Source organism: Halomonas alimentaria, assembly GCF_009902005.1.
GTDB classification, from domain to species: domain Bacteria; phylum Pseudomonadota; class Gammaproteobacteria; order Pseudomonadales; family Halomonadaceae; genus Halomonas; species Halomonas alimentaria.
This window is the reverse complement of the sequence record NZ_WUTT01000001.1, coordinates 1,560,364-1,579,174: the sequence shown is the minus strand read 5'-3', so window position 1 is coordinate 1,579,174 and position 18,811 is coordinate 1,560,364. Positions and strand designations below refer to the sequence as shown.

Below are 18,811 nucleotides of genomic sequence, written 5' to 3'. Positions count from 1 at the left end.
TCGTCATCGGCTCCCGCGGCATCAGCCCTCGAGCAGTTCGGTGGCCTGCTTGACCACGTTCTCCACGGTGAAGCCGAAGTGCTTGAAGAGATCGCCCGCCGGGGCGGATTCACCGTAGCTCTTCAGGCCGATGACGCGGCCGTCGAGGCCGACGTACTTGAACCAGAAGTCGGCGTGGGCGGCCTCGATGGCGATGCGCCTGGTCACGGCCTTCGGCAGCACGCTCTCGCGGTACTCGGCGTCCTGGCCGTCGAAGCGGTAAGTGGAGGGCATGGAGACAACGCGTACGGCGCGGCCCTGGGCTTCGAGCTCGGCGGCGGCATCCATGGCCAGGCCTACCTCGGAGCCGGTGGCGATCAGGATCAGCTCCGGGGTGCCTTCGCTGTCCCTCAGCACGTAGCCGCCGCGCTGGATATTGGCCAGCTGCTGCTTGGTGCGCGCCTGGTGGGGCAGGCCCTGGCGGGAGAACACTAGCGCCGTGGGGCCGGAGTTGCGCTTCAGCGCGGCGTCCCAGGCGGCGGCGGTCTCGGTGGCGTCACAGGGGCGCCAGGTGGCCAGGTTGGGGGTGGTGCGCAGGTTGGTGAGCTGCTCGATCGGCTGGTGGGTGGGGCCATCCTCGCCCAGGCCGATGGAGTCGTGGGTGAACACATAGATGGCCCGCTTGCCCATCAGCGCCGCCATGCGCACCGCGTTGCGCATGTACTCCATGAAGATCAGGAAGGTGGCGCCGTAGGGGATGAAGCCGCGATGCAGGGCGATGCCGTTCATGATCGCGCCCATGCCGAACTCGCGCACCCCGTAGTGCAGGTAGTTGCCGTCCGGCGTCTGCGGGGTGATCGCCTTCGCCCCTTCCCAGAAGGTCAGGTTGGAGGGTGCCAGGTCGGCGCTGCCGCCGAGCAGTTCGGGAAGTTGCGGGCCCAGCTCGTTGAGGCAGTTGAGCGAGGCCTTGCGGGAAGCGATGGACTCGCCCTGCTCCTGGGCGCGCTGCACCATGGCCTCGCTGGTGAATTCGGCGGGCAGCTTGCACTCCATGCGGCGGGCGAACTCGCGGGCCAGTTCCGGGTGGGCCTCGGCGTAACGCTCGAATCGGGCCTGCCACGCCTGCTGGCGGGTCTGGCCGGCTTCGCTGGCGTCCCAGCCCTGATAGATCGCCTCGGGCACATGGAAGGGCGCGTGGGGCCAGTCGAGCTGCTTGCGCGCGGCGGCGACTTCGTCATCGCCCAGCGCGGCGCCGTGGCACTCCTCCTTGCCCTGCTTGTTGGGGGCACCGAAGCCGATCACCGTCTTGCAGATGATCAGGCTGGGCCGGTCATCCTGGCTGCGAGCCATCTCGATGGCGGCGCGGATCTCCTCGGGCTTGTGGCCGTCGACATTGGGCACCACGTGCCAGCCGTAGGCCTCGAAGCGCTTGGCGGTATCGTCGGTGAACCAGCCCTCGACTTCGCCGTCGATGGAGATGCCGTTGTCGTCATAGAAGGCGATCAACTTGCCGAGTTGCTGGGTCCCGGCCAGGGAGCAGGCCTCGTGGGAGATGCCCTCCATCAGGCAGCCGTCGCCCACGAACACATAGGTGTGGTGGTCGACGATGGCGTGACCGGGGCGGTTGAACTGGGCCGCCAGGGTCTTCTCGGCGAGTGCCATGCCCACGGCGTTGGCCAGGCCCTGGCCCAGCGGGCCGGTGGTGGTCTCGATACCCGGCGCATAGCCGTACTCGGGATGGCCGGCGGTCTTGGCGTGGAGCTGGCGGAAGTTCTGCAGCTCCTCCAGGCCGAGCTCGTAGCCGGTCAGGTGCAGCAGCGAGTAGAGCAGCATCGAGCCGTGGCCATTGGAGAGCACGAAGCGGTCACGATCGGCCCACTTGGGGTCGGCCGGGTTGTGCTTGAGATAATCGTTCCACAGCACCTCGGCGATATCGGCCATGCCCATGGGCGCGCCGGGGTGGCCGGAGTTGGCCTTCTGGACGGCATCCATGGAAAGGGCGCGAATGGCATTGGCCAGTTCGAATCGGGACGGCATGGGCTAGCTCCTCGCCTGCGGCATGATTATGCGTGCGACCCACGCCGGGAGGCGGCGGGGACGGGCTGTCTGGCTGGATCGGGTGCCGCGCGGGACGGGCGCGACACGGTCGAAGTCGGTGGCGTATTGTCGCCGACTTGACGGCGTGCTTCAAATCGTGGGTGCCGGGTGCAGGCCCAGCGTGTAGACTCTTGGCCCCGATATGAGGGCCGCCGCGGCCTGTTTTTGTGACATGTTGTGACATCCGTGACATCACGGTCGAGGACGCCATGAGCGAATACTCCCTGTTTACCTCCGAATCCGTCTCCGAGGGGCATCCGGACAAGATCGCCGACCAGATCTCCGATGCCGTGCTCGACGCCATCATCGCCCGCGACAAGCAGGCCCGGGTGGCCTGCGAGACCCTGGTCAAGACGGGCGTGGCGATCGTCGCCGGCGAGATCACCACCTCCGCCTGGGTCGATCTCGAGGCCATCGTGCGCGAGGTGATCACCGGCATCGGCTACACCTCCTCGGACGTCGGCTTCGATGGCCAGACCTGCGGCGTGCTCAACCTGATCGGCAAGCAGAGCGTGGATATCGCCCAGGGCGTCGATCGCGTGAAGCCCGAAGACCAGGGGGCCGGCGACCAGGGGCTGATGTTCGGTTACGCCACCAACGAGACCGACTCCTACATGCCGGCGCCGATTCACTACGCCCACCGCCTGGTGGAGCGTCAGGCGGAGCTGCGCAAGCACGGCCTGCTGCCCTGGCTGCGCCCGGATGCCAAGAGCCAGCTTACCTTCCGCTACGACACCGCGGGCAGGCCCTGCGCGGTGGATGCCATCGTGCTCTCCACCCAGCATGACCCGGGCATCGACCAGCAGGAGCTGCGCAAGATGGTCAAGCGCGAGATCATCGAGCAGGTGATCCCCGCCGAGTGGCTCTCTGCCGAGACCAAGTACCATATCAACCCGACCGGCAAGTTCGTGATCGGTGGCCCGGTGGGCGACTGCGGCCTGACTGGCCGCAAGATCATCGTCGATACCTACGGCGGCACGGCCCGTCATGGCGGCGGCGCCTTCTCCGGCAAGGACCCCTCCAAGGTCGATCGCAGCGCCGCCTACGCGGGCCGTTACGTAGCCAAGAACATCGTCGCCGCGGGACTCGCCGACAAGTGCGAGATTCAGGTCTCCTATGCCATCGGCGTGGCCGAGCCGACGTCCGTCTCGGTCAACACCTTCGCCACCGGCAAGGTGGATGATGAGCGGATCATCGAGCTGGTGCGCGAGCACTTCGACCTGCGGCCCAATGCCATCACCCGCATGCTCGACCTGCTGCACCCCATGTACCGTCTGACCGCGGCCTACGGGCACTTCGGTCGCGAGCCCTTCGAGACCTCCTACACCTGGACCGACACCCAGGGCCAGGAGCATACCGAGACCTTCACCGCCTTCCCCTGGGAGAAGACCGATCGTGCCCACGCGCTGCGTCAGGCCGCCGGTCTCTAGGACAAGCCAGGTCATGTAAGCCCAGGCTTACAGGGAATGACGGTCCCCGCCGGCAGCGCCGCGCGGGGCCCGTTGCTAGGGTGAGGGTAACCCTCGTCCTCGGTGCCGCCCATGCGCCTGTATCGTCTGCTGCGTCCCCTGCGATGGGGCGGGCTGCTGATCCTCCTGGCCACGCCGGTCGCCGCCGCCCCCTGTCCGACTCCGCCTTCACCCGCGGCGGTCGAGGCCCTGGTGGCGCGCCTGGCCGAATGGGACGACGCCTACTACCGGCGCGGCCAGTCTGCGGTAAGCGACGACGTCTACGATCAGGCCCGAACACGCCTCGAGGCCTGGCGGCGTTGCTTCCCCGAGCGGGTGCCTGCGGCGGTGGCGCCGGGCTACCCGCCCGGCGAGGCGCGCCACCCGATCCCCCAGACGGGACTGGCCAAGCTACCGGACGCCGAGGCGGTGGCACGCTGGCTAGTGCGCCGCCGCGACGCCTGGATCCAGCCCAAGGTGGACGGGGTGGCGGTGACCCTGGCCTATCGTCGCGGAGAACTGGTGGCGGCCATCAGCCGCGGCGACGGCGAGCGGGGGCAGGACTGGATTCGGCGGGTGAGGCGTCTGCCAGCGGTGCCGGCCCGTCTGCCCGAACCGCGGGATGCCGTGCTGCAGGGCGAGCTCTACCGACGCCTCGAGGGCCATGTGCAGGCCGAGGCCGGCGATGGTGGGGCGCGTGCCGAGGTAAGCGGCCTGATGGCCCGCGATCGCCTGGATGACGCCGAGGCGGCAAAGATCGGGCTGTTCGTCTGGGACTGGCCCGACGGCCCGGACGACATGGACAAGCGACTGGCGGGGCTCGCGGCGCTGGGCTTCGTGGATACGCTGGCCTATACCCATCCGGTGGTCGACCTCGCCGCGGTCAGGCGTTGGCGCCGGGCCTGGTTCCAGGGCCCGCTGCCCTTCGCCACCGACGGGGTGGTGCTGCGCCAGGCCTCGCGCCCGCCCGCCGCTGCCTGGCGGGCGGAGCCACCCGACTGGGCGGTGGCCTGGAAGCATCCGCCCCGGGAGGCGCTGGCCGAGGTGCGCGGGGTGGAGTTCCGCATCGGCCGCACCGGTCGCATCACCCCGCTGCTCCATCTGCACCCGGTGACACTGGAGGGGCGCACCATCCGTCGGGTCGGTGTGGGGTCGCTCTCCCGCTGGCGCGAGATGGATATCCATGCCGGCGACCACGTCATCATCGCCCTGGCCGGATTGACCATTCCCCGCCTCGAGGCGGTGGCCTGGCGCGGCGCCGAGCGTCGACCGCTGCGCCTGCCGGACCCCGAGGCCTATCACGCCCTGAGTTGCCTGCGCGCCTCGCCGGGGTGCGAGGCTCAGTTCCTGGAGCGCCTGGCCTGGCTATCGGGCCCCGAGGCGCTGGACCTCGCCGGCGTCGGCCCGGGCACCTGGGAGGCGTTGGTGGAGGCCGGCCTGATCGAGGGGCTGCTCGACTGGCTGACCCTGGATCAGCGCGCTCTCCGCCGCGCCCACGGTATCGGCGAGGTGCGCGCGGGCAGGCTGGTGGCCACCTTCGCGGCGACCAGGGAGTCACCCTTCGCTCGCTGGCTGCAGGCGCTGGGCGCGCCGCCCGGGGTGGAGGCCGGTCTGCCGGCCGACTGGAGAACCCTGGCCGGGCAGGGAGTCGACGACTGGACAGCCCTGCCCGGGGTGGGACCGGAGCGCGCCGAGGGACTGACCGAGTTCTTCGCCCACCCCGAGGTGCGGCGCCAGGCCGAGCGGCTGGCAGGCCTGGGAGTGGCCGGCTTCGGGCGTTGATTGTCGCCCCCTCGGCTTGCTGCCTATAGTGAGGGGCATGCCCTTCGCCGTCCCCTTCGCAATCCATGAGGTGAGCCCATGAACCAGCCCGCCGTGACCACGCCCGCGACGCAGGACTTCAAGGTCGCCGACCTTTCCCTGGCCGACTGGGGGCGTCGCGAGATCCGCATCGCCGAGACCGAGATGCCGGCGCTGATGACGATTCGCGAGCAGTACCGCGAGTCCCGGCCGCTGGCGGGAGCCCGCATCGCCGGCTGCATCCACATGACCATCCAGACCGCGGTGCTGATCGAGACGCTGATCGACCTGGGCGCCAGCGTGCGCTGGTCCTCCTGCAACATCTTCTCCACCCAGGACCATGCCGCCGCCGCCATCGCCGCCGCGGGTATCCCGGTATTTGCCTGGAAGGGCGAGACCGAGGAGGAGTTCTGGTGGTGCATCGAGCAGACCGTTGCAGGGCCGGATGGCTGGGCGCCCAACCTGGTGCTCGACGATGGCGGTGACCTGACGCTACTGCTTCACGAGAAGCGCCCGGAGCTGCTCGACGCCATCCACGGCATCTCTGAAGAGACCACCACCGGGGTGCACCGGCTGCAGGAGATGCTGCGCGGCGGCTCGCTCAGGGTGCCGGCCATCAACGTCAACGATGCCGTGACCAAGTCGAAGAACGACAACAAGTACGGTTGCCGCCACTCCCTCAACGACGCCATCAAGCGCGCCACCGACCACCTGCTGGCCGGCAAACAGGCGCTGGTGGTGGGGTACGGCGACGTGGGCAAGGGCTCGGCGGCCTCGCTGCGCCAGGAGGGCATGATCGTCAAGGTCGCGGAGATCGACCCGCTGTGCGCCATGCAGGCCTGCATGGACGGCTATGAGGTGGTCTCGCCCTACGTCGACGGCGAGAACCTCGGCCTGGAAAGCATCGACCGCGGCCTGCTCGCGCGCATCGACTTGGTGGTGACCTGCACCGGCAATATCGGCGCCTGCGACGCCGCCATGCTGCAGACCCTCAAGCCCGGGGCGGTGGTGTGCAACATCGGCCACTTCGACAGCGAGATCGATACCGGCTATATGCGCCGCCACTGGCACTGGGAGGAGGTCAAGCCCCAGGTGCACAAGGTCTATCGCGACAGCAAGCCCGGCGAGTTCGACCCTGCCAGCCGCGACTACCTGATCCTGCTCTCCGAGGGGCGCCTGGTGAACCTGGGCAACGCCACCGGCCACCCCTCCCGGGTGATGGACGGCTCCTTCGCCAACCAGGTGCTGGCGCAGATGCACCTCTACCAGGGGCGCTTCGCCGAGCTGCCGGCCGGAGAGAAAACCGCAGCGCTCACGGTGAGCGTGCTGCCTCGCCACCTCGACGAGGAGGTGGCCCGCTATATGGTGGAGGGCTTCGGCGGGGTGATCACCCGCATGACCGAGGCCCAGGTCGACTACACCGGCGTGCCGGTGGATGGTCCCTACAAGCCCGACGACTACCGTTACTGACTTATCCTGGGCCAGTGGATCCACTGGCGAGAAGCGCCGGGGGCAGGCCGAAGAGGAGGTCCTACGCCAGGGATGGCGTCGGTAGCGCCCAGGGATGGGTTCACAGCGCCTCCTCGCAGGCCTGCCGCCGGAATAGCTTTGAGCCAACTTCGCTGCTGGGTGGCGCCTTTTAAAGTGAAGCCAGGCGTATCATCAGCGTCAGGTAGAGGGGGATCAGCAGCGGCGCGGCCAGGGTGGTGATCAGTACCGCCTGCGCCCCCTTGGCCGGGGCGATGCCCAGCTCCATGGCCACTACCACCACGTTGGCGGCCATGGGAACGACCCCCAGCAGCAGCATCGCCATGGCCAGCTCCCGGGAGAGCGGGGCGATGGCCTGCAGTCCCACCACCGCGCCCAGTGCCAGCAGCGGCCAGAGCACGCAGCGGATCGCCACGCAGGCGCCGATGAAGCGCCCGTCGACCTCCCGCAGCGATACCCGCCCCAGGGTCATGCCGATGATCATCATGCCGAGCAGGGTATAGGTCGCCGGGAATACCGCCAGCCCCTCCATGGCCGTCGCCGGCACCACGAGGCCCAGGCCGCTCACCATGAGCGCCGCCAGGAAAGCGTAGATCAACGGCAGGCGCACGATCTTGGCCAGGCTCTCGGCCACTGAGAACTGCCCCCGAGCGCTCAGGTAGAAGCCCACCGTGAACTCGTAGAGGGTGATGCCCAGCACACAGAACAGGTAAAGCGTGACCCCCTCCGGCGGCAGCAGCACCAGGGCCACCGGCAGGCCGAAGTAGCCGGTATTGCCGGTGCCGGCGGAGAAGGCCAGCAGGGCGCTCTCCTGGGGCGCGAAGGTGCCGCGGGTCAGGCGATGCACCAGCAGGGCGAGCAGGCTGGCCACCGCGAAGGCCGCCAGGGTCAGCAACAGGTAGGTGGGGGTGGGGCCGCCCTGCACCAGGCCGCGGAAGAAGGTCAGTGGCGCCACCAGGTAGATCAGCAGGGTGGCGATGGGGCGCGGGTCCACCGCGAGACGCCGTGCGGCCAGCCAGCCCAGGGCGACATAGCTCAGGAGGGTCCACAGTGGGCCCATCAGGGCGCCGGGGTCGATGGCGTGCATGTAATGTCCCCTGTTGCATGACTCGAGGGCACATGATGCCCGGGGTGGCGCCGGTCGCCAACTTGAATGAAATCGATATGGCACCGCGGATCTTTCATTGGTGGCGAGGACGGAGACTCGTCACAATGGCCCCATCATGCAAACGCCTCATGAGGAGACCCGATGAGCACGCAGCAACACCCGCTGGGCATCAGCTTCGAATTCTTCCCGCCCAACACCGAGGCCGGCCGCGAGAAGCTGATCGGGGTGCGCGACGCTCTGGCCGAGCGCTCGCCGCGCTTCTTCTCGGTGACCTACGGCGCCGGTGGCTCCACCCAGGACCGCACCCTGAACACCGTGCGCCAGGTCCGTGAGGCGGGCATCACCACCGCGCCGCACCTCTCCTGCATCGGCAGCGAGAAGGCGCAACTGCGCGACCTGCTGGCCCGTTACCGCGAGGAGGGCATCGACAACCTGGTGGCGCTGCGTGGCGACCTGCCCTCGGGCATGGGCGGCATCGGCGAGTTCCGCTATGCCAACGAGCTGGTGGAGTTCATCCGCGAGGAGACCGGCGATCACTTCGAGATTGCCGTGGCCGCCTATCCGGAGTCGCATCCCCAGGCGCCCAGTTTCGAGCGTGACGTCGAGAACTTCGCCCGCAAGGTGAAGGCCGGTGCCAACCTCGCCATCACCCAGTACTTCTTCAACGCCGACGCCTACTTCCACTTCGTGGACCGGGCGCGTGCCCTGGGCGTCGAGGCGCCCATCGTGCCGGGCATCATGCCGATCACCAACTATGCCAAGCTGGCACGCTTCTCCGACGCCTGCGGGGCCGAGATTCCTCGCTGGATGCGCAAGCAACTCGAGGCCTACGGCGACGACAGCGAGTCCATTGCCGCCTTCGGCGAGGAGGTGATCACACGCCTCTGCCAGCGCCTGCTCGATGGCGGCGCGCCGGGCCTGCACTTCTACACGCTCAACCAGGCGGCGCCGAGCCTGCGCATCGTCGACAATATCGTCGGCTGACATCGATCGCGGCACCTCACATGACGCAGCGAGCCCCGCCAGATGGCGGGGCTCGCTGCGTTGGACTCCCTGTATTGGAGCAGTACCCCGCCTTGGGCGGGGCCGGGTCCTCAGCTCGAGGCGGAAGCCGGCGAGGCGCCCCCGCCGCCCTTGCCGTGCAGCTTGCGCTGCATCAGGAACAGCGCGGTGCCGATGGCCAGGCCGGCGATATCGGTGTAGATGCCGCCGTAGATCATGAATAGCGCACCGATCAGCATCACGATTCGCTGCCAGGCCTTCACCGGGCCGAAGAACCAGGCCTGGACCACGGCGGCCAGCAGCACGATACCCAGGGTGGCGGTGACGCCGACCCGCAGGATCTGCATCCAGGAGCCTTCCATCAGCATGGCCGGGTTGTAGAAGAACATGAAGGGCACGATGAAGGCGGCCAGGCCGATCTTGAACGAGGCCACCGAGGTGCCCATGGCATTGTCACCGGAGATACCCGCCGCGGCGTAGGATGCCAGGGCCACCGGTGGGGTGATCGCCGAGACCACCGCGAAGTAGAACACGAAGAAGTGCGCCACCAGCGGCTGGATGCCGATGCCGATCAGGCCCGGGGCGACCACCGAGGCGGCTACCGCGTAGGCGGCGGTCGTCGGCATGCCCATGCCGAGCAGGATCGAGATGCACATGGCGAAGAACAACGCCAGCAGCTGGCTGACCCCGGCCAGGCCGAGCAGCAGCGAGGAGAAGCGGGCGCCGACCCCGGTCAGGGCAATGACGCCGACGATCAGGCCGGCACAGGCGCACACGGCGATGATCTGGATCGACATGGTGCCGGCCAGCTGCAGCGCCGTGAGGATGGCGCGAAGCCCCATGCGGTGAGGAGTGAGCCAGCTCACCATGGCCGCCGAGGCGGTGGCCAGGGTGCCTGCCCGGATCACCGAGTAGCCCATGAACAGGGCGGCGATCAGGATGATGATCGGCGTGAACAGGTAGACCTGCTTGGCCAGGCGACGGAATTGCGGGATCTCCTCCTTGCGCATGCCGCGCATGCCCTTGCGGGCGGCCTCGAAGTCCACCATGCAGTAGATCGACAGGAAATAGAGGATGGCGGGGATCAGCGCCGCCACGGCGATCTCGGTGTAGGGGATGCCGGTGACCTCGGCCATGATGAAGGCGCCGGCGCCCATGATCGGCGGCATGATCTGCCCGCCGGTGGAGGCGGCGGCCTCGATGGCCCCGGCGCTGCGTGCCGGGTAGCCGACCTTCTTCATCAGCGGGATGGTCAGCGAGCCGGTTGAGACCACGTTGCCGGCCGAGGTGCCGTTGATCATGCCCATCAGGCCGGAGGCGAAGATGGAGACCTTGGCGGGGCCACCGCGGGCCCGGCCGGCGGCGGCGAAGGCGAAGTTGACGAAGTAGTCACCGACCTTGGAGGCCTGCAGGAAGGCGGCGAAGATGATGAACAGGATGATGTAGGTGGACGAGACCGCGGTGGTCGGCCCGAGGATGCCGGCGTCGGTATAGACCTGGCTGAAGAAGCGGTTGAGGGACAGCCCCGGGTAGCCCAGGAAGCCCGGCAGGTACGGGCCGGCGAAGACGTAGATCAGGAAGATCGCCGAGATGGTCACCAGCGCCAGGCCGGCGACCCGACGGGTCAGCTCGAGGATCAGCAGCGAGCCGGCGATGGCCGCATAGGAGATGCCGACGGGGGCGAAAGGGGTACCGGTGGAGGCGCGCAGCGGGCTGTTGAACATCACCAGCAGGTAGCCGGCCACCGACAGGGAACAGACCATCAGCACCAGATCGGCGGGGGAGAGTGTCTCGCGCACCTGGCGGTAGCCCCAGGAGAGCAGGATGGCGGCGGCGGTGGTCAGCATCAGCGGATAGCCGAAGTGCCAGGCCTCGATCTCCGGGGCGATACGCAGGGCGCCTGCGTCGATCGCCTGATACATCATCACCACTCGCACCAGGGTGTAGAGCGCCGGGATCAGCAGGGCGTAGCTCAGCCAGCGCATCCAGGCGGCGGAGCGCTCGTGCTCCTGGTCGGCGAAACGGGTGCCGGCATAGAAGCCGAAACCGAGGATCAGGGCGCCGGCGATGTGCAGGATGCGAAACGACCAGGTCTCCAGCGGGTAGACGTTCAGCGAGACCAGGTGGAACAGCGAGTAGGCGATGGCCAGGGCGCCGAACAGCAGCCACTGCCAGCCGGCATAGAGCCGCCGGTTGGATTCGGCGGCGACCTCATCGACGCCCTCGGCGTTGATGGGCTGGACGACGTCGTCAGCGGCGACGTCGTCTCGGGAATCGGGGGAGTGCGACATGAAAACACCCTTGGGTGTGGGACGAAACGACAAGCATGCCGCCCCGGATCGGTGAGGGAGCCGGGGCGGCGTTCAGGGTGGAACGGCTTACAGCTTCAGATCGTCGGGGATCTCGTGGCCGTTTTCCTCATACCAGCGCACGGCGCCCGGGTGGAACGGCAGCACGGTGTTGTACTGGATGTTTTCCGGGATGCTGGTGGCGGCGCTGCGGTGGACGTCCATCATCTTGTCGTTGTTCTCCATGCTCAGCTTGGTGATCTCGTAGACGAAGTCCTCGGGCAGATCACAGCCGGCGATGGTGAAGTTCCACATGGAGACGGCGCGGGCGTCCTCCTCGAGGGTCTGGTAGGTGCTGGCCGGGATCATGAACGGCGAGACCGGGAACGCCTCGAGGACCTGGGCCTGCTCCTCTTCGGTGAACTCGACGATGTTGATGTCGGTCTGCACCTCGAGCTGGCTGACCGCGGGGATCGGGATGCCGGCGGCGAAGGCGATGACATCGATCAGGCCGTCCTGCAGCTGGCCGCCCAGGTCGTTCCAGCCGCCGTTGCGGCGCTCGAAGTCGACGCCCAGCTCCTCGAGGATGGCCGGGAAGTAGGTGTCGGAAGTGGAGGCCGCCGGGCCGAAGCCGATGCTGGCGCCGTCGGGAATGTCGGCGATCGATTCGATGCCGCTGTCGGACAGGGCGGTGATGGAGAACGGGGTCTCGTACATCGGGAACAGCGCACAGACGTTGTCCATCGGCACGCCGGGAGCCAGCGGGCTCTCGCCGGCCAGGGCCTCGGCGGCGGGGCCCATGGTGGTCAGGCCCAGGGCCAGCTCACCGGTGTGCACCAGGGCGAGGTTCTGGTTGGGGCCGCCGGTGACCTCGCCGCCGCCGGAGATGCCCAGCTCGTCGGCGATCAGGTTGGCCCAGCCGGAGCCATAGACGAAGTAGGTGCCGCCCTGGCTGGCGGTGCCCACGGTAAAGTTGTCTGGCCAGTCGCTGCGATCCTGGGCGGAGGCCGAGGCGGCGACCAGCAGGGTGCCGGCGACGGTGCCGGCGAGCAGCTTGGTGGAGAGAAGACGCATGGCGTGACTCCATTGCATGTTGTCGTTGGTGATGTCCCGGGTGTCTGGCGCCCGGCAGAAGCCCTCTCAGTCTGGCAGCTCCTGTCGGGCATGCCGTCGGCGTCGGGGCGCGGCTTTCAACGTAGGGCGTTCATTCCGCTACACAGCAATGAATATAGCAAGGGTCGGACCATCTGCCTGGAAAGGCTTTGATATCAGTCAATTGAAAAGCATTTGTCCGACCTTGGTCGAATTCCCTCCGGCGTCGAAGGGGCGGTTTTTCGCACGCTGGGTCGTCGGCAGTGTGCGGAAATCCGCACATGTCTGTCGTCATCACTGGAAAGCGCTGTTGGGCAGGTGAGAGTGGCGCTACGCCGCCAGGGCGCCGATCAGCCGGCTGGCCTGGTGCAGGTCGTTCAGCAACGAGGAGGCGAGCCAGGGATCCAGGCGATGTTCGCGCAGGTGCTCCGCCAGGCGGCGCTGCCAGCGCTGGCGCACCTCGTCGATGGGCCCGGCGATATCGCTGGCCTCGGGGTCGTTGGCCAGGCGGTTGAGGCCCTGGGCGAGGGCGAGGCGGATCTCGTCGTGGGCCGCGCGCAGGGGGCTTGCCGGGGCGGCGTGGCGCAGCAGGCTGCGCTGGAGCACCTCGCCGAAGCGTACCGCCTCGACCATGCGCAGGGTGCGGGCGTAGAGGGTCTCGAGGCGGGCCTGCTGCTGATCGGTCAGCGGCTCGTCGATGCGCGCGTAGAAATCGAGGATCTCCGCCATCAGCGGCTTGATCCGCTCATGGTAGCGGGCGTTGACCGTCGGCCAGTCCTCGGGGGCGATAGGGCGCTCGACTACCTCGCGGGAGGGTGGGTGGCCGATCGCCTCGGCGCTGGGCACCAGGATGGCCGAGCAGAGCAGGTGGTAGGCGCGGCGATTGAGGCGATGGCACTCCTGCTCCATGGCGGCCATGGCGGTATCGGCGTGCTGCAGCGCGGCCGGCGTCAGATAGCGGGCCTGGGCCGGCAGGAGGTGGGTCGGCAGCGGGAAGAGGCGCTCGAGGCGTGTCGCCAGGCGCGGGATCCAGGGCAGCATCAGCAGGATGCCGAGCAGGTTGAACAGGGTGTGGAAGAGCGCCAGCTTGAGCGGCCAGGCATCCTCTGCCAGGCCGATAAACGCCCCCAGCTGGTCCACCACCCAGGCCAGCGGCACCAGCAGGGCCAGGGCCACGGCGGCGGTGACCAGGTTGAAGGCCACGTGAGCGCCGGCCAGTCGCCTGGCCGGGGCCCCCGAGCCCAGCGCCCCCAGCACCGCGGTTACCGTGGTGCCGACGTTGGCGCCGATGGCCACCGCAAGGGCGGGCAGGTAGGGCAGCTGTCCCCCTGCCAGTGCCGCCAGGGTGATCAGCAGGGTGGCGTGGCTCGACTGCATCACCACCGTGGCCAGCACCCCGAAGAGCACGAACAGCGGCCAGTGCCAGGCGCTGCCGCCGGCCAGGCCGTCCAGCGAGAGTCCGTCCTGCCAGGCGGCGAAGCCCAGCTTCATGAAGTCGATGCCGAGGAACAGCAGGCCCACGCCCAGCAGCAGCCCGGCGATGGCCGCGCGGCCGTCGTCCAGCAGCCGGGAACCGAGCAGGCCGATGGCCAGGAAGGGCATGGCGAAGGCCGCCAGGTCGAAGCGCAGGCCGAAGGCGGCGATCAGCCAGGCGCCAGTGGTGGTGCCGAGGTTGGCGCCGAACAGCAGGGCGATGGCGCCGGGCAGGGCGACCAGCCCGGCACCCACGAAGGACATGGCGAGCAGGGTGACCAGCGAGCTGGACTGCACCAGGGCGGTGGCCGCCGCCCCCACGCCGATGGCGCGCAGGGGCTTCGAGGTGGCGGCATGCAGCCAGCGGTCGAGGGTGCCACCGGAGAGGCGCTTGATGGCCTCCTGCAGGCGGGTCATGCCCCACAGGAAGAGCCCCAGCCCGGCGGCCAGGGTGGCCAGGTCGGGGCGCGCCAGCAGCAGGGCGGCGGCTGCGGCCAGGCCCAGCGCCTCCAGCTGCCGGCGTCGCGACAGCAGGGCCCGCGCCACTCCCTGGCGGGTCACCTCAGCGTCCCTTGGGGTCGAGGATCTTGACGGTCTGGAAGTCCTCGGCGGTGTCCTCCTGGTGGGGGCGGTTGACGCGGGTGGTCAGCTCCGGGGCAGCCTGCTCCTCGATGGGCAGCTGCTCGAAGAAGTCGCAGCTGACGCACTCGCGGTAGCGGATGCCGTTCTGCTCCCAGCTGCGGATGCGGTCCATCTCGGCGCAGCGCGGGCAGATGGCGCCGGCGATAAAGCGTTTCTGGACGGCCATGGGGACTCCTGTAGGCCTCGGCCCGTGGGCCGAGGCGTGTATGGCGAAGGATCAGCTGGCGCGGATACCGCTGTGGCGCAGCAGTGGCTCGACGCTGGGCGCACGGCCGCGGAAGGCCTGGAACAGCTCGGCGGCGTCGCGGGAGCCACCCCGCTCGAGGATCTCGGTGCGGAAGCGGTGTCCGGTCTCGGGATCGAAGATACCCGCTTCCTCGAAGGCACTCCAGGCATCGGCGGAGAGCACCTCGGCCCACTTGTAGCTGTAGTAGCCGGCCGCGTAGCCGCCGGCGAAGATATGGCCGAAGCCGTTCTGGAAGCGGTTGAAGTCGGCCCTGGGCACCACCGAGATGGCATCGCGCACCGCGTCGAGCAGTGCCTGGATCTCGGCGGCGGAGGGGGCCGCAAGCTCATGGTGCAGGCGCAGGTCGAACAGCGAGAACTCCAGCTGGCGCACCATGCCCATGGCGGACTGGAAGTTGCGGGCCGCCTGGAGCTTCTCGAGCAGCTCGGCGGGCAGCGGTTCGCCGCTGTCGACATGGCCGGCGATCAGGTCGAGCCCCTCGCGCTCCCAGCAGTAGTTCTCCATGAACTGGCTGGGCAGCTCCACGGCATCCCAGGCCACGCCGTTGATCCCGGAGATATCGGCGATGGTCTGTCGGGTCAGCATGTGGTGCAGGCCGTGGCCGAACTCGTGGAACAGGGTGGTCACCTCGTCGTGGGTGAGCAGCGCCGGCCGCTCCCCCACCGGGCGGGTGAAGTTGCAGGTCAGGTAGGCCACCGGCAACTGCAGGGAGTCGCCTTCGTGGCGGCGCACCCGGCACTCGTCCATCCAGGCGCCGCCGCGCTTGCCCTCGCGGGCGTAGAGGTCGAGGTAGAATCCGGCGATGGGCTCGCCCTGCTCCATGATACGGAAGAAGCGCACGTCCGGATGGTAGCGCGGGGCACTCTCGTCCTCGGCGAAGGTGACGCCGAACAGCCGCTCCACCACCCGGAACAGGCCATCCACCACCTGCGGCGCGGGGAAGTAGGGGCGCAGCTGCTCCTCGTTGATGTCGTGGCGCTCCTCGCGAAGCTTCTCGCTGGCGTAGCCGATATCCCAGGGGGCGAGCTCGGCCATGCCCAGCCGCTCGCGGGCGAAGGCCTCGAGTTCGGCGAACTCCTCGCGTGCCTGGGGCACGGCGCGCCGGGCCAGGTCCTCGAGGAAGGTCTGGGCCTCGGCCGGGGACTCGGCCATCTTGGTTTCAAGCGAATAGTCGGCGTAAGTGGCGAAGCCCAGCAGCTCGGCCAGCTCGTGGCGCAGGGCGAGGATCTCCTCCATCAGCGGGGCGTTGTCATACTGGCCGGCGTGGGGGCCCTGGTCTGATGCGCGGGTGACGAAGGCGGTGTAGACCTCGCGGCGCAGCTCGCGGTCTTCGGCGTAGGTGACTACCGGGAAGAAGCTGGGGAAGTCCAGGGAGATGCGATAGCCCGCGACCCCCTTGGCCTCGGCGTTGGCGCGCAGGGTGGCCAGGGCGCTCTCGGGCAGGCCGGCAAGCCGTGACTCGTCGGCCAGGTCCAGGTGCCAGGCCTGGGTGGCGTCGAGCAGCTGGTTGGAAAAGGTGTTGGAGAGCTCGGAGAGGCGTGCCTTGATCTCGCCGTAGCGGCGCTTCTTCTCGGTGGGCAGGTCGACGCCGGCGAGGCGGAAGTCGCGCAGGGTGTTCTCCACGGTACGACGCTGGGCGTCGTCCAGCGTCTCCCAGGCAGCCCCTTCCTTCAGCGCCTGCCAGGCACGGAACAGCCCCTCGTGCTGGCCCAACCAGGTGCTGTACTCGGAGAGCTTGCCCAGGCAGGCCTGGTAGGCCTCGCGCAGCTCGGGATTGTTCATGGTGCCGTTGAGGTGGGAGACCGGCGACCAGGCGCGCGACAGACGGTCGTTGAGCGACTCCAGCGGTGCGGCCAGGCTCTCCCAACGGGGCGGCTCACTTTCGGCCCGCTCGACCAGCGCCTCGATGGCATGGCGGTTCTCGGCGAGCAGCTCGTCGATGGCCGGCACCACGTGCTCGGGGCGGATGGCCTCGAAGGGGGGAAGCTCATGGGTCTCGAGCAGGGGGTTGCGGGGCATGCGCACCTCGAATCAGGGGATTAATGCTCTCAAGATGAGGGCGCGCGGGGCGAGTTTCAATCGGTGGCAGGGTTTGCCGTGTGGGGGCGGGCTGCTAGGCTTGCGGGCTTTCATGCGTGCGGGATCCCGCACGCCGTATTTCGGGAGTAGCAACGATGAGCGAGACGCTGGAGCGCTGGAGCACGCGGCGCGCCTTTATCCTGGCGGTAACCGGGGCGGCGGTGGGGTTGGGCAACATCTGGCGTTTCCCCTACATCACCGGCGAGAACGGCGGGGCGGCCTTCCTGGTGCTCTATGTGGCCTTCGTGCTGCTGCTGGGGCTGCCGGTGATGATGGCCGAGATCATGGTGGGCCGTGCCGGGCGACGCAGTCCGGTAGGTTCGCTGGGGCACCTGGCGGCGGCCGCCGGCGCCAGCCGTCACTGGCGTCTGCTGGGGCTGTTCGGCGCCTTCACTGTGTTCTGCATCCTCTCCTTCTACTCGGTGGTCTCCGGCTGGTCCATCGAGTTTCTGGTGGCCTCCATCAATGGCGACTTCCGCGGTGCCGCCCCCGCCGAGATTGGCGCCGGCTTCGATGCCTTCCTGGCTGACCCGGGGCGCATGACCCTCAACCACACCCTGTTCCTGGCCATGACCATGCTGGTGGTGGCCGCCGGGGTGGCCAAGGGACTGGAGCGCCTCAACAACCTGCTGATGCCGCTGCTCTATTTGCTGCTGCTGATGCTGGCGGGCTATGCCGCTACCACCAGCGGTTTCGGCACCGCCCTGGCGTGGCTGTTCCAGCCTGACCTCTCGGCGGTGACCCCGCTGGTGGTGATGCATGCCATGGGTCACGCCTTCTTCACCCTGGCGGTGGGCGCCTGCGCGCTGATGGCCTACGGCGCCTACATGCCGGACCACCAGAGCCTGCCGCGGGCCGTCGGGGCGGTGGCGGTGCTCGATGTGACCGTGGCATTGCTGGCCGGCATCGCGATCTTCTCGGTGGTGTTCTCCCAGGGCATGGACCCCGGCGAGGGGCCCGGCCTGATGTTCGTCACCCTGCCCATCGCCTTCGCCGAACTGCCCTGGGGTGCGCTGTGGCTGAGTCTCTTCTTCCTGCTGCTGCTGCTGGCCACCTGGACCTCGTCGATCAACCTGGCCGAGCCCATGGTCTCTACGCTGCAGGGCCTGGGCCTCAAGCGTGGTATCGCCGCGGCCCTGGTGGGCCTGGCGGTGTGGCTGCTCGGGCTGCTGACGGTGTTCTCGTTCTCGAGCCTGGCCGAGTGGCGCCCGCTGTTCGGCATGAACGGCTTCGAGCTGGTCAGCACCATCCCGCCGGAGGTCTTCCTGCCCCTGGGTGGCCTGCTGATCGCCATCTTCGCCGCCTGGGTGGTGCCGGAGGCCACAGCACGCCGCGCCCTGGGCGTGGGTGACAGCGGCTTTACCCTGTGGCGCATGGTGACCCGCTGGGTCGCCATTCCGCTGACGCTGGTAGTATTGGTGGCCGGACTGATCTGAACGCCGATCGAAGATGAGGAGATCCCGATGAGCGAGTCGATGGCCATTCGGCCCTGGAAAGGCAAGCGCCCGAGCCTTGCTGAGCGGGTCTATATCGACCCGGCGAGCCTCGTGCTCGGCGATGTGGAGCTGGGCGACGACTGTTCGGTCTGGCCCATGGCGGTAATCCGTGGCGACATGCACCGCATCCGGATCGGCGCGCGGGTCAGCGTGCAGGATGGCTGCGTGCTGCATATCACCCACGCCAGCGACTTCAATCCCGGCGGCTTCCCGCTGACCATCGGCGACGACGTCACCATCGGCCACAAGGCGATCCTGCATGGTGCCACCCTGGGCAGCCGCATCCTGGTGGGCATGGGGGCTATTGTCATGGATGGCGCCGTGGTGGAGGACGAGGTGATCATCGCCGCCGGCGCCGTGGTGCCGCCGGGCAAGCACCTGGAGGGTGGCCATGTCTACGCCGGTAACCCGGCCAGGGCGCTGCGCCCGCTCAAGGACAAGGAGCGTAAGTTCTTCCCCTATACCGCCGGCAACTATGTCAGGCTCAAGGACGACTACCTCGCGGCAGCGGCGGAATAACCCTCTAAGCCCCTGTTTTTCCATGTGGTAACGGGCGATAATCTGGTTTTTTG

The 18,811-nt window shown here is 68.4% G+C and carries 13 protein-coding genes; 6 read left to right on the top strand and 7 right to left on the bottom strand.

Features of this window, described 5'->3' with window-relative positions; genetic code table 11:
• Positions 1–21: 21 nt before the first annotated feature.
• Positions 22–2,016, bottom strand: coding sequence for a transketolase (gene tkt, locus GRB96_RS07460; protein ID WP_161431555.1), 1,995 nt, complete (start codon positions 2,014–2,016; stop codon positions 22–24).
• A 269-nt stretch (positions 2,017–2,285) separates the two neighbouring features.
• On the opposite strand from tkt, the gene metK reads away from it, so the two are divergent.
• The 3 genes from metK to ahcY all read left to right on the top strand — a co-directional run bounded on the left by metK (position 2,286) and on the right by ahcY (position 6,794).
• Entirely contained in the window at positions 2,286–3,506 is a 1,221-nt protein-coding gene (gene metK / locus GRB96_RS07455; protein ID WP_161431554.1) for a methionine adenosyltransferase, read from the top strand.
• Between the two features lie 111 nt (positions 3,507–3,617).
• On the top strand, positions 3,618–5,306 hold the full coding sequence (ligB, locus tag GRB96_RS07450) for an NAD-dependent DNA ligase LigB (protein WP_161431553.1): 1,689 nt from the start codon (positions 3,618–3,620) through the stop codon (positions 5,304–5,306).
• A 78-nt stretch (positions 5,307–5,384) separates the two neighbouring features.
• Complete coding sequence (gene ahcY, locus GRB96_RS07445) at positions 5,385–6,794, top strand: adenosylhomocysteinase (RefSeq protein ID WP_161431552.1); 1,410 nt, start codon at positions 5,385–5,387, stop codon at positions 6,792–6,794.
• 169 nt (positions 6,795–6,963) lie between these two features.
• Here the strand turns inward: ahcY and GRB96_RS07440 are convergent, their stop codons facing one another.
• The gene (locus tag GRB96_RS07440) at positions 6,964–7,899 is read right to left on the bottom strand and encodes an AEC family transporter (protein ID WP_161431551.1); all 936 of its coding nucleotides are present in this window, start codon (positions 7,897–7,899) and stop codon (positions 6,964–6,966) included.
• 162 nt (positions 7,900–8,061) lie between these two features.
• Between GRB96_RS07440 and metF the strand changes: the two genes are divergently transcribed.
• A complete protein-coding gene (metF, locus tag GRB96_RS07435; protein WP_161431550.1) occupies positions 8,062–8,904 on the top strand; it encodes a methylenetetrahydrofolate reductase [NAD(P)H] in 843 nt (280 codons plus the stop codon).
• Positions 8,905–9,014: 110 nt separating this feature from the next.
• On the opposite strand, the gene GRB96_RS07430 is transcribed toward metF, so the two are convergent.
• The 5 genes from GRB96_RS07430 to prlC form a co-directional block, all read right to left on the bottom strand.
• A complete protein-coding gene (locus GRB96_RS07430) occupies positions 9,015–11,213 on the bottom strand; it encodes a TRAP transporter permease (protein WP_161431549.1) in 2,199 nt (732 codons plus the stop codon).
• Between the two features lie 87 nt (positions 11,214–11,300).
• Positions 11,301–12,284: a TAXI family TRAP transporter solute-binding subunit gene (locus GRB96_RS07425; RefSeq protein WP_161431548.1), complete on the bottom strand. Its 984-nt coding sequence runs from the start codon at positions 12,282–12,284 to the stop codon at positions 11,301–11,303.
• 348 nt (positions 12,285–12,632) lie between these two features.
• Positions 12,633–14,336 (bottom strand): Na/Pi symporter, encoded by a 1,704-nt coding sequence (locus GRB96_RS07420; protein WP_161431547.1) that lies wholly within the window; start codon positions 14,334–14,336, stop codon positions 12,633–12,635.
• Between the two features lies 1 nt (position 14,337).
• Complete coding sequence (locus GRB96_RS07415; protein WP_161431546.1) at positions 14,338–14,583, bottom strand: YheV family putative zinc ribbon protein; 246 nt, start codon at positions 14,581–14,583, stop codon at positions 14,338–14,340.
• Positions 14,584–14,634: 51 nt separating this feature from the next.
• The gene (gene prlC, locus GRB96_RS07410) at positions 14,635–16,683 is read right to left on the bottom strand and encodes an oligopeptidase A (protein ID WP_161431545.1); all 2,049 of its coding nucleotides are present in this window, start codon (positions 16,681–16,683) and stop codon (positions 14,635–14,637) included.
• Between the two features lie 155 nt (positions 16,684–16,838).
• Here prlC and GRB96_RS07405 point away from each other — a divergent pair, with 155 nt between their 5' ends.
• Positions 16,839–18,179 carry a sodium-dependent transporter gene (locus tag GRB96_RS07405; protein ID WP_161431544.1) on the top strand — a complete coding sequence of 447 codons (1,341 nt, stop codon included), beginning with the start codon at positions 16,839–16,841 and terminating at the stop codon, positions 18,177–18,179.
• 27 nt (positions 18,180–18,206) lie between these two features.
• Complete coding sequence (locus GRB96_RS07400) at positions 18,207–18,758, top strand: gamma carbonic anhydrase family protein (RefSeq protein ID WP_161431543.1); 552 nt, start codon at positions 18,207–18,209, stop codon at positions 18,756–18,758.
• Positions 18,759–18,811 lie beyond the last annotated feature (53 nt).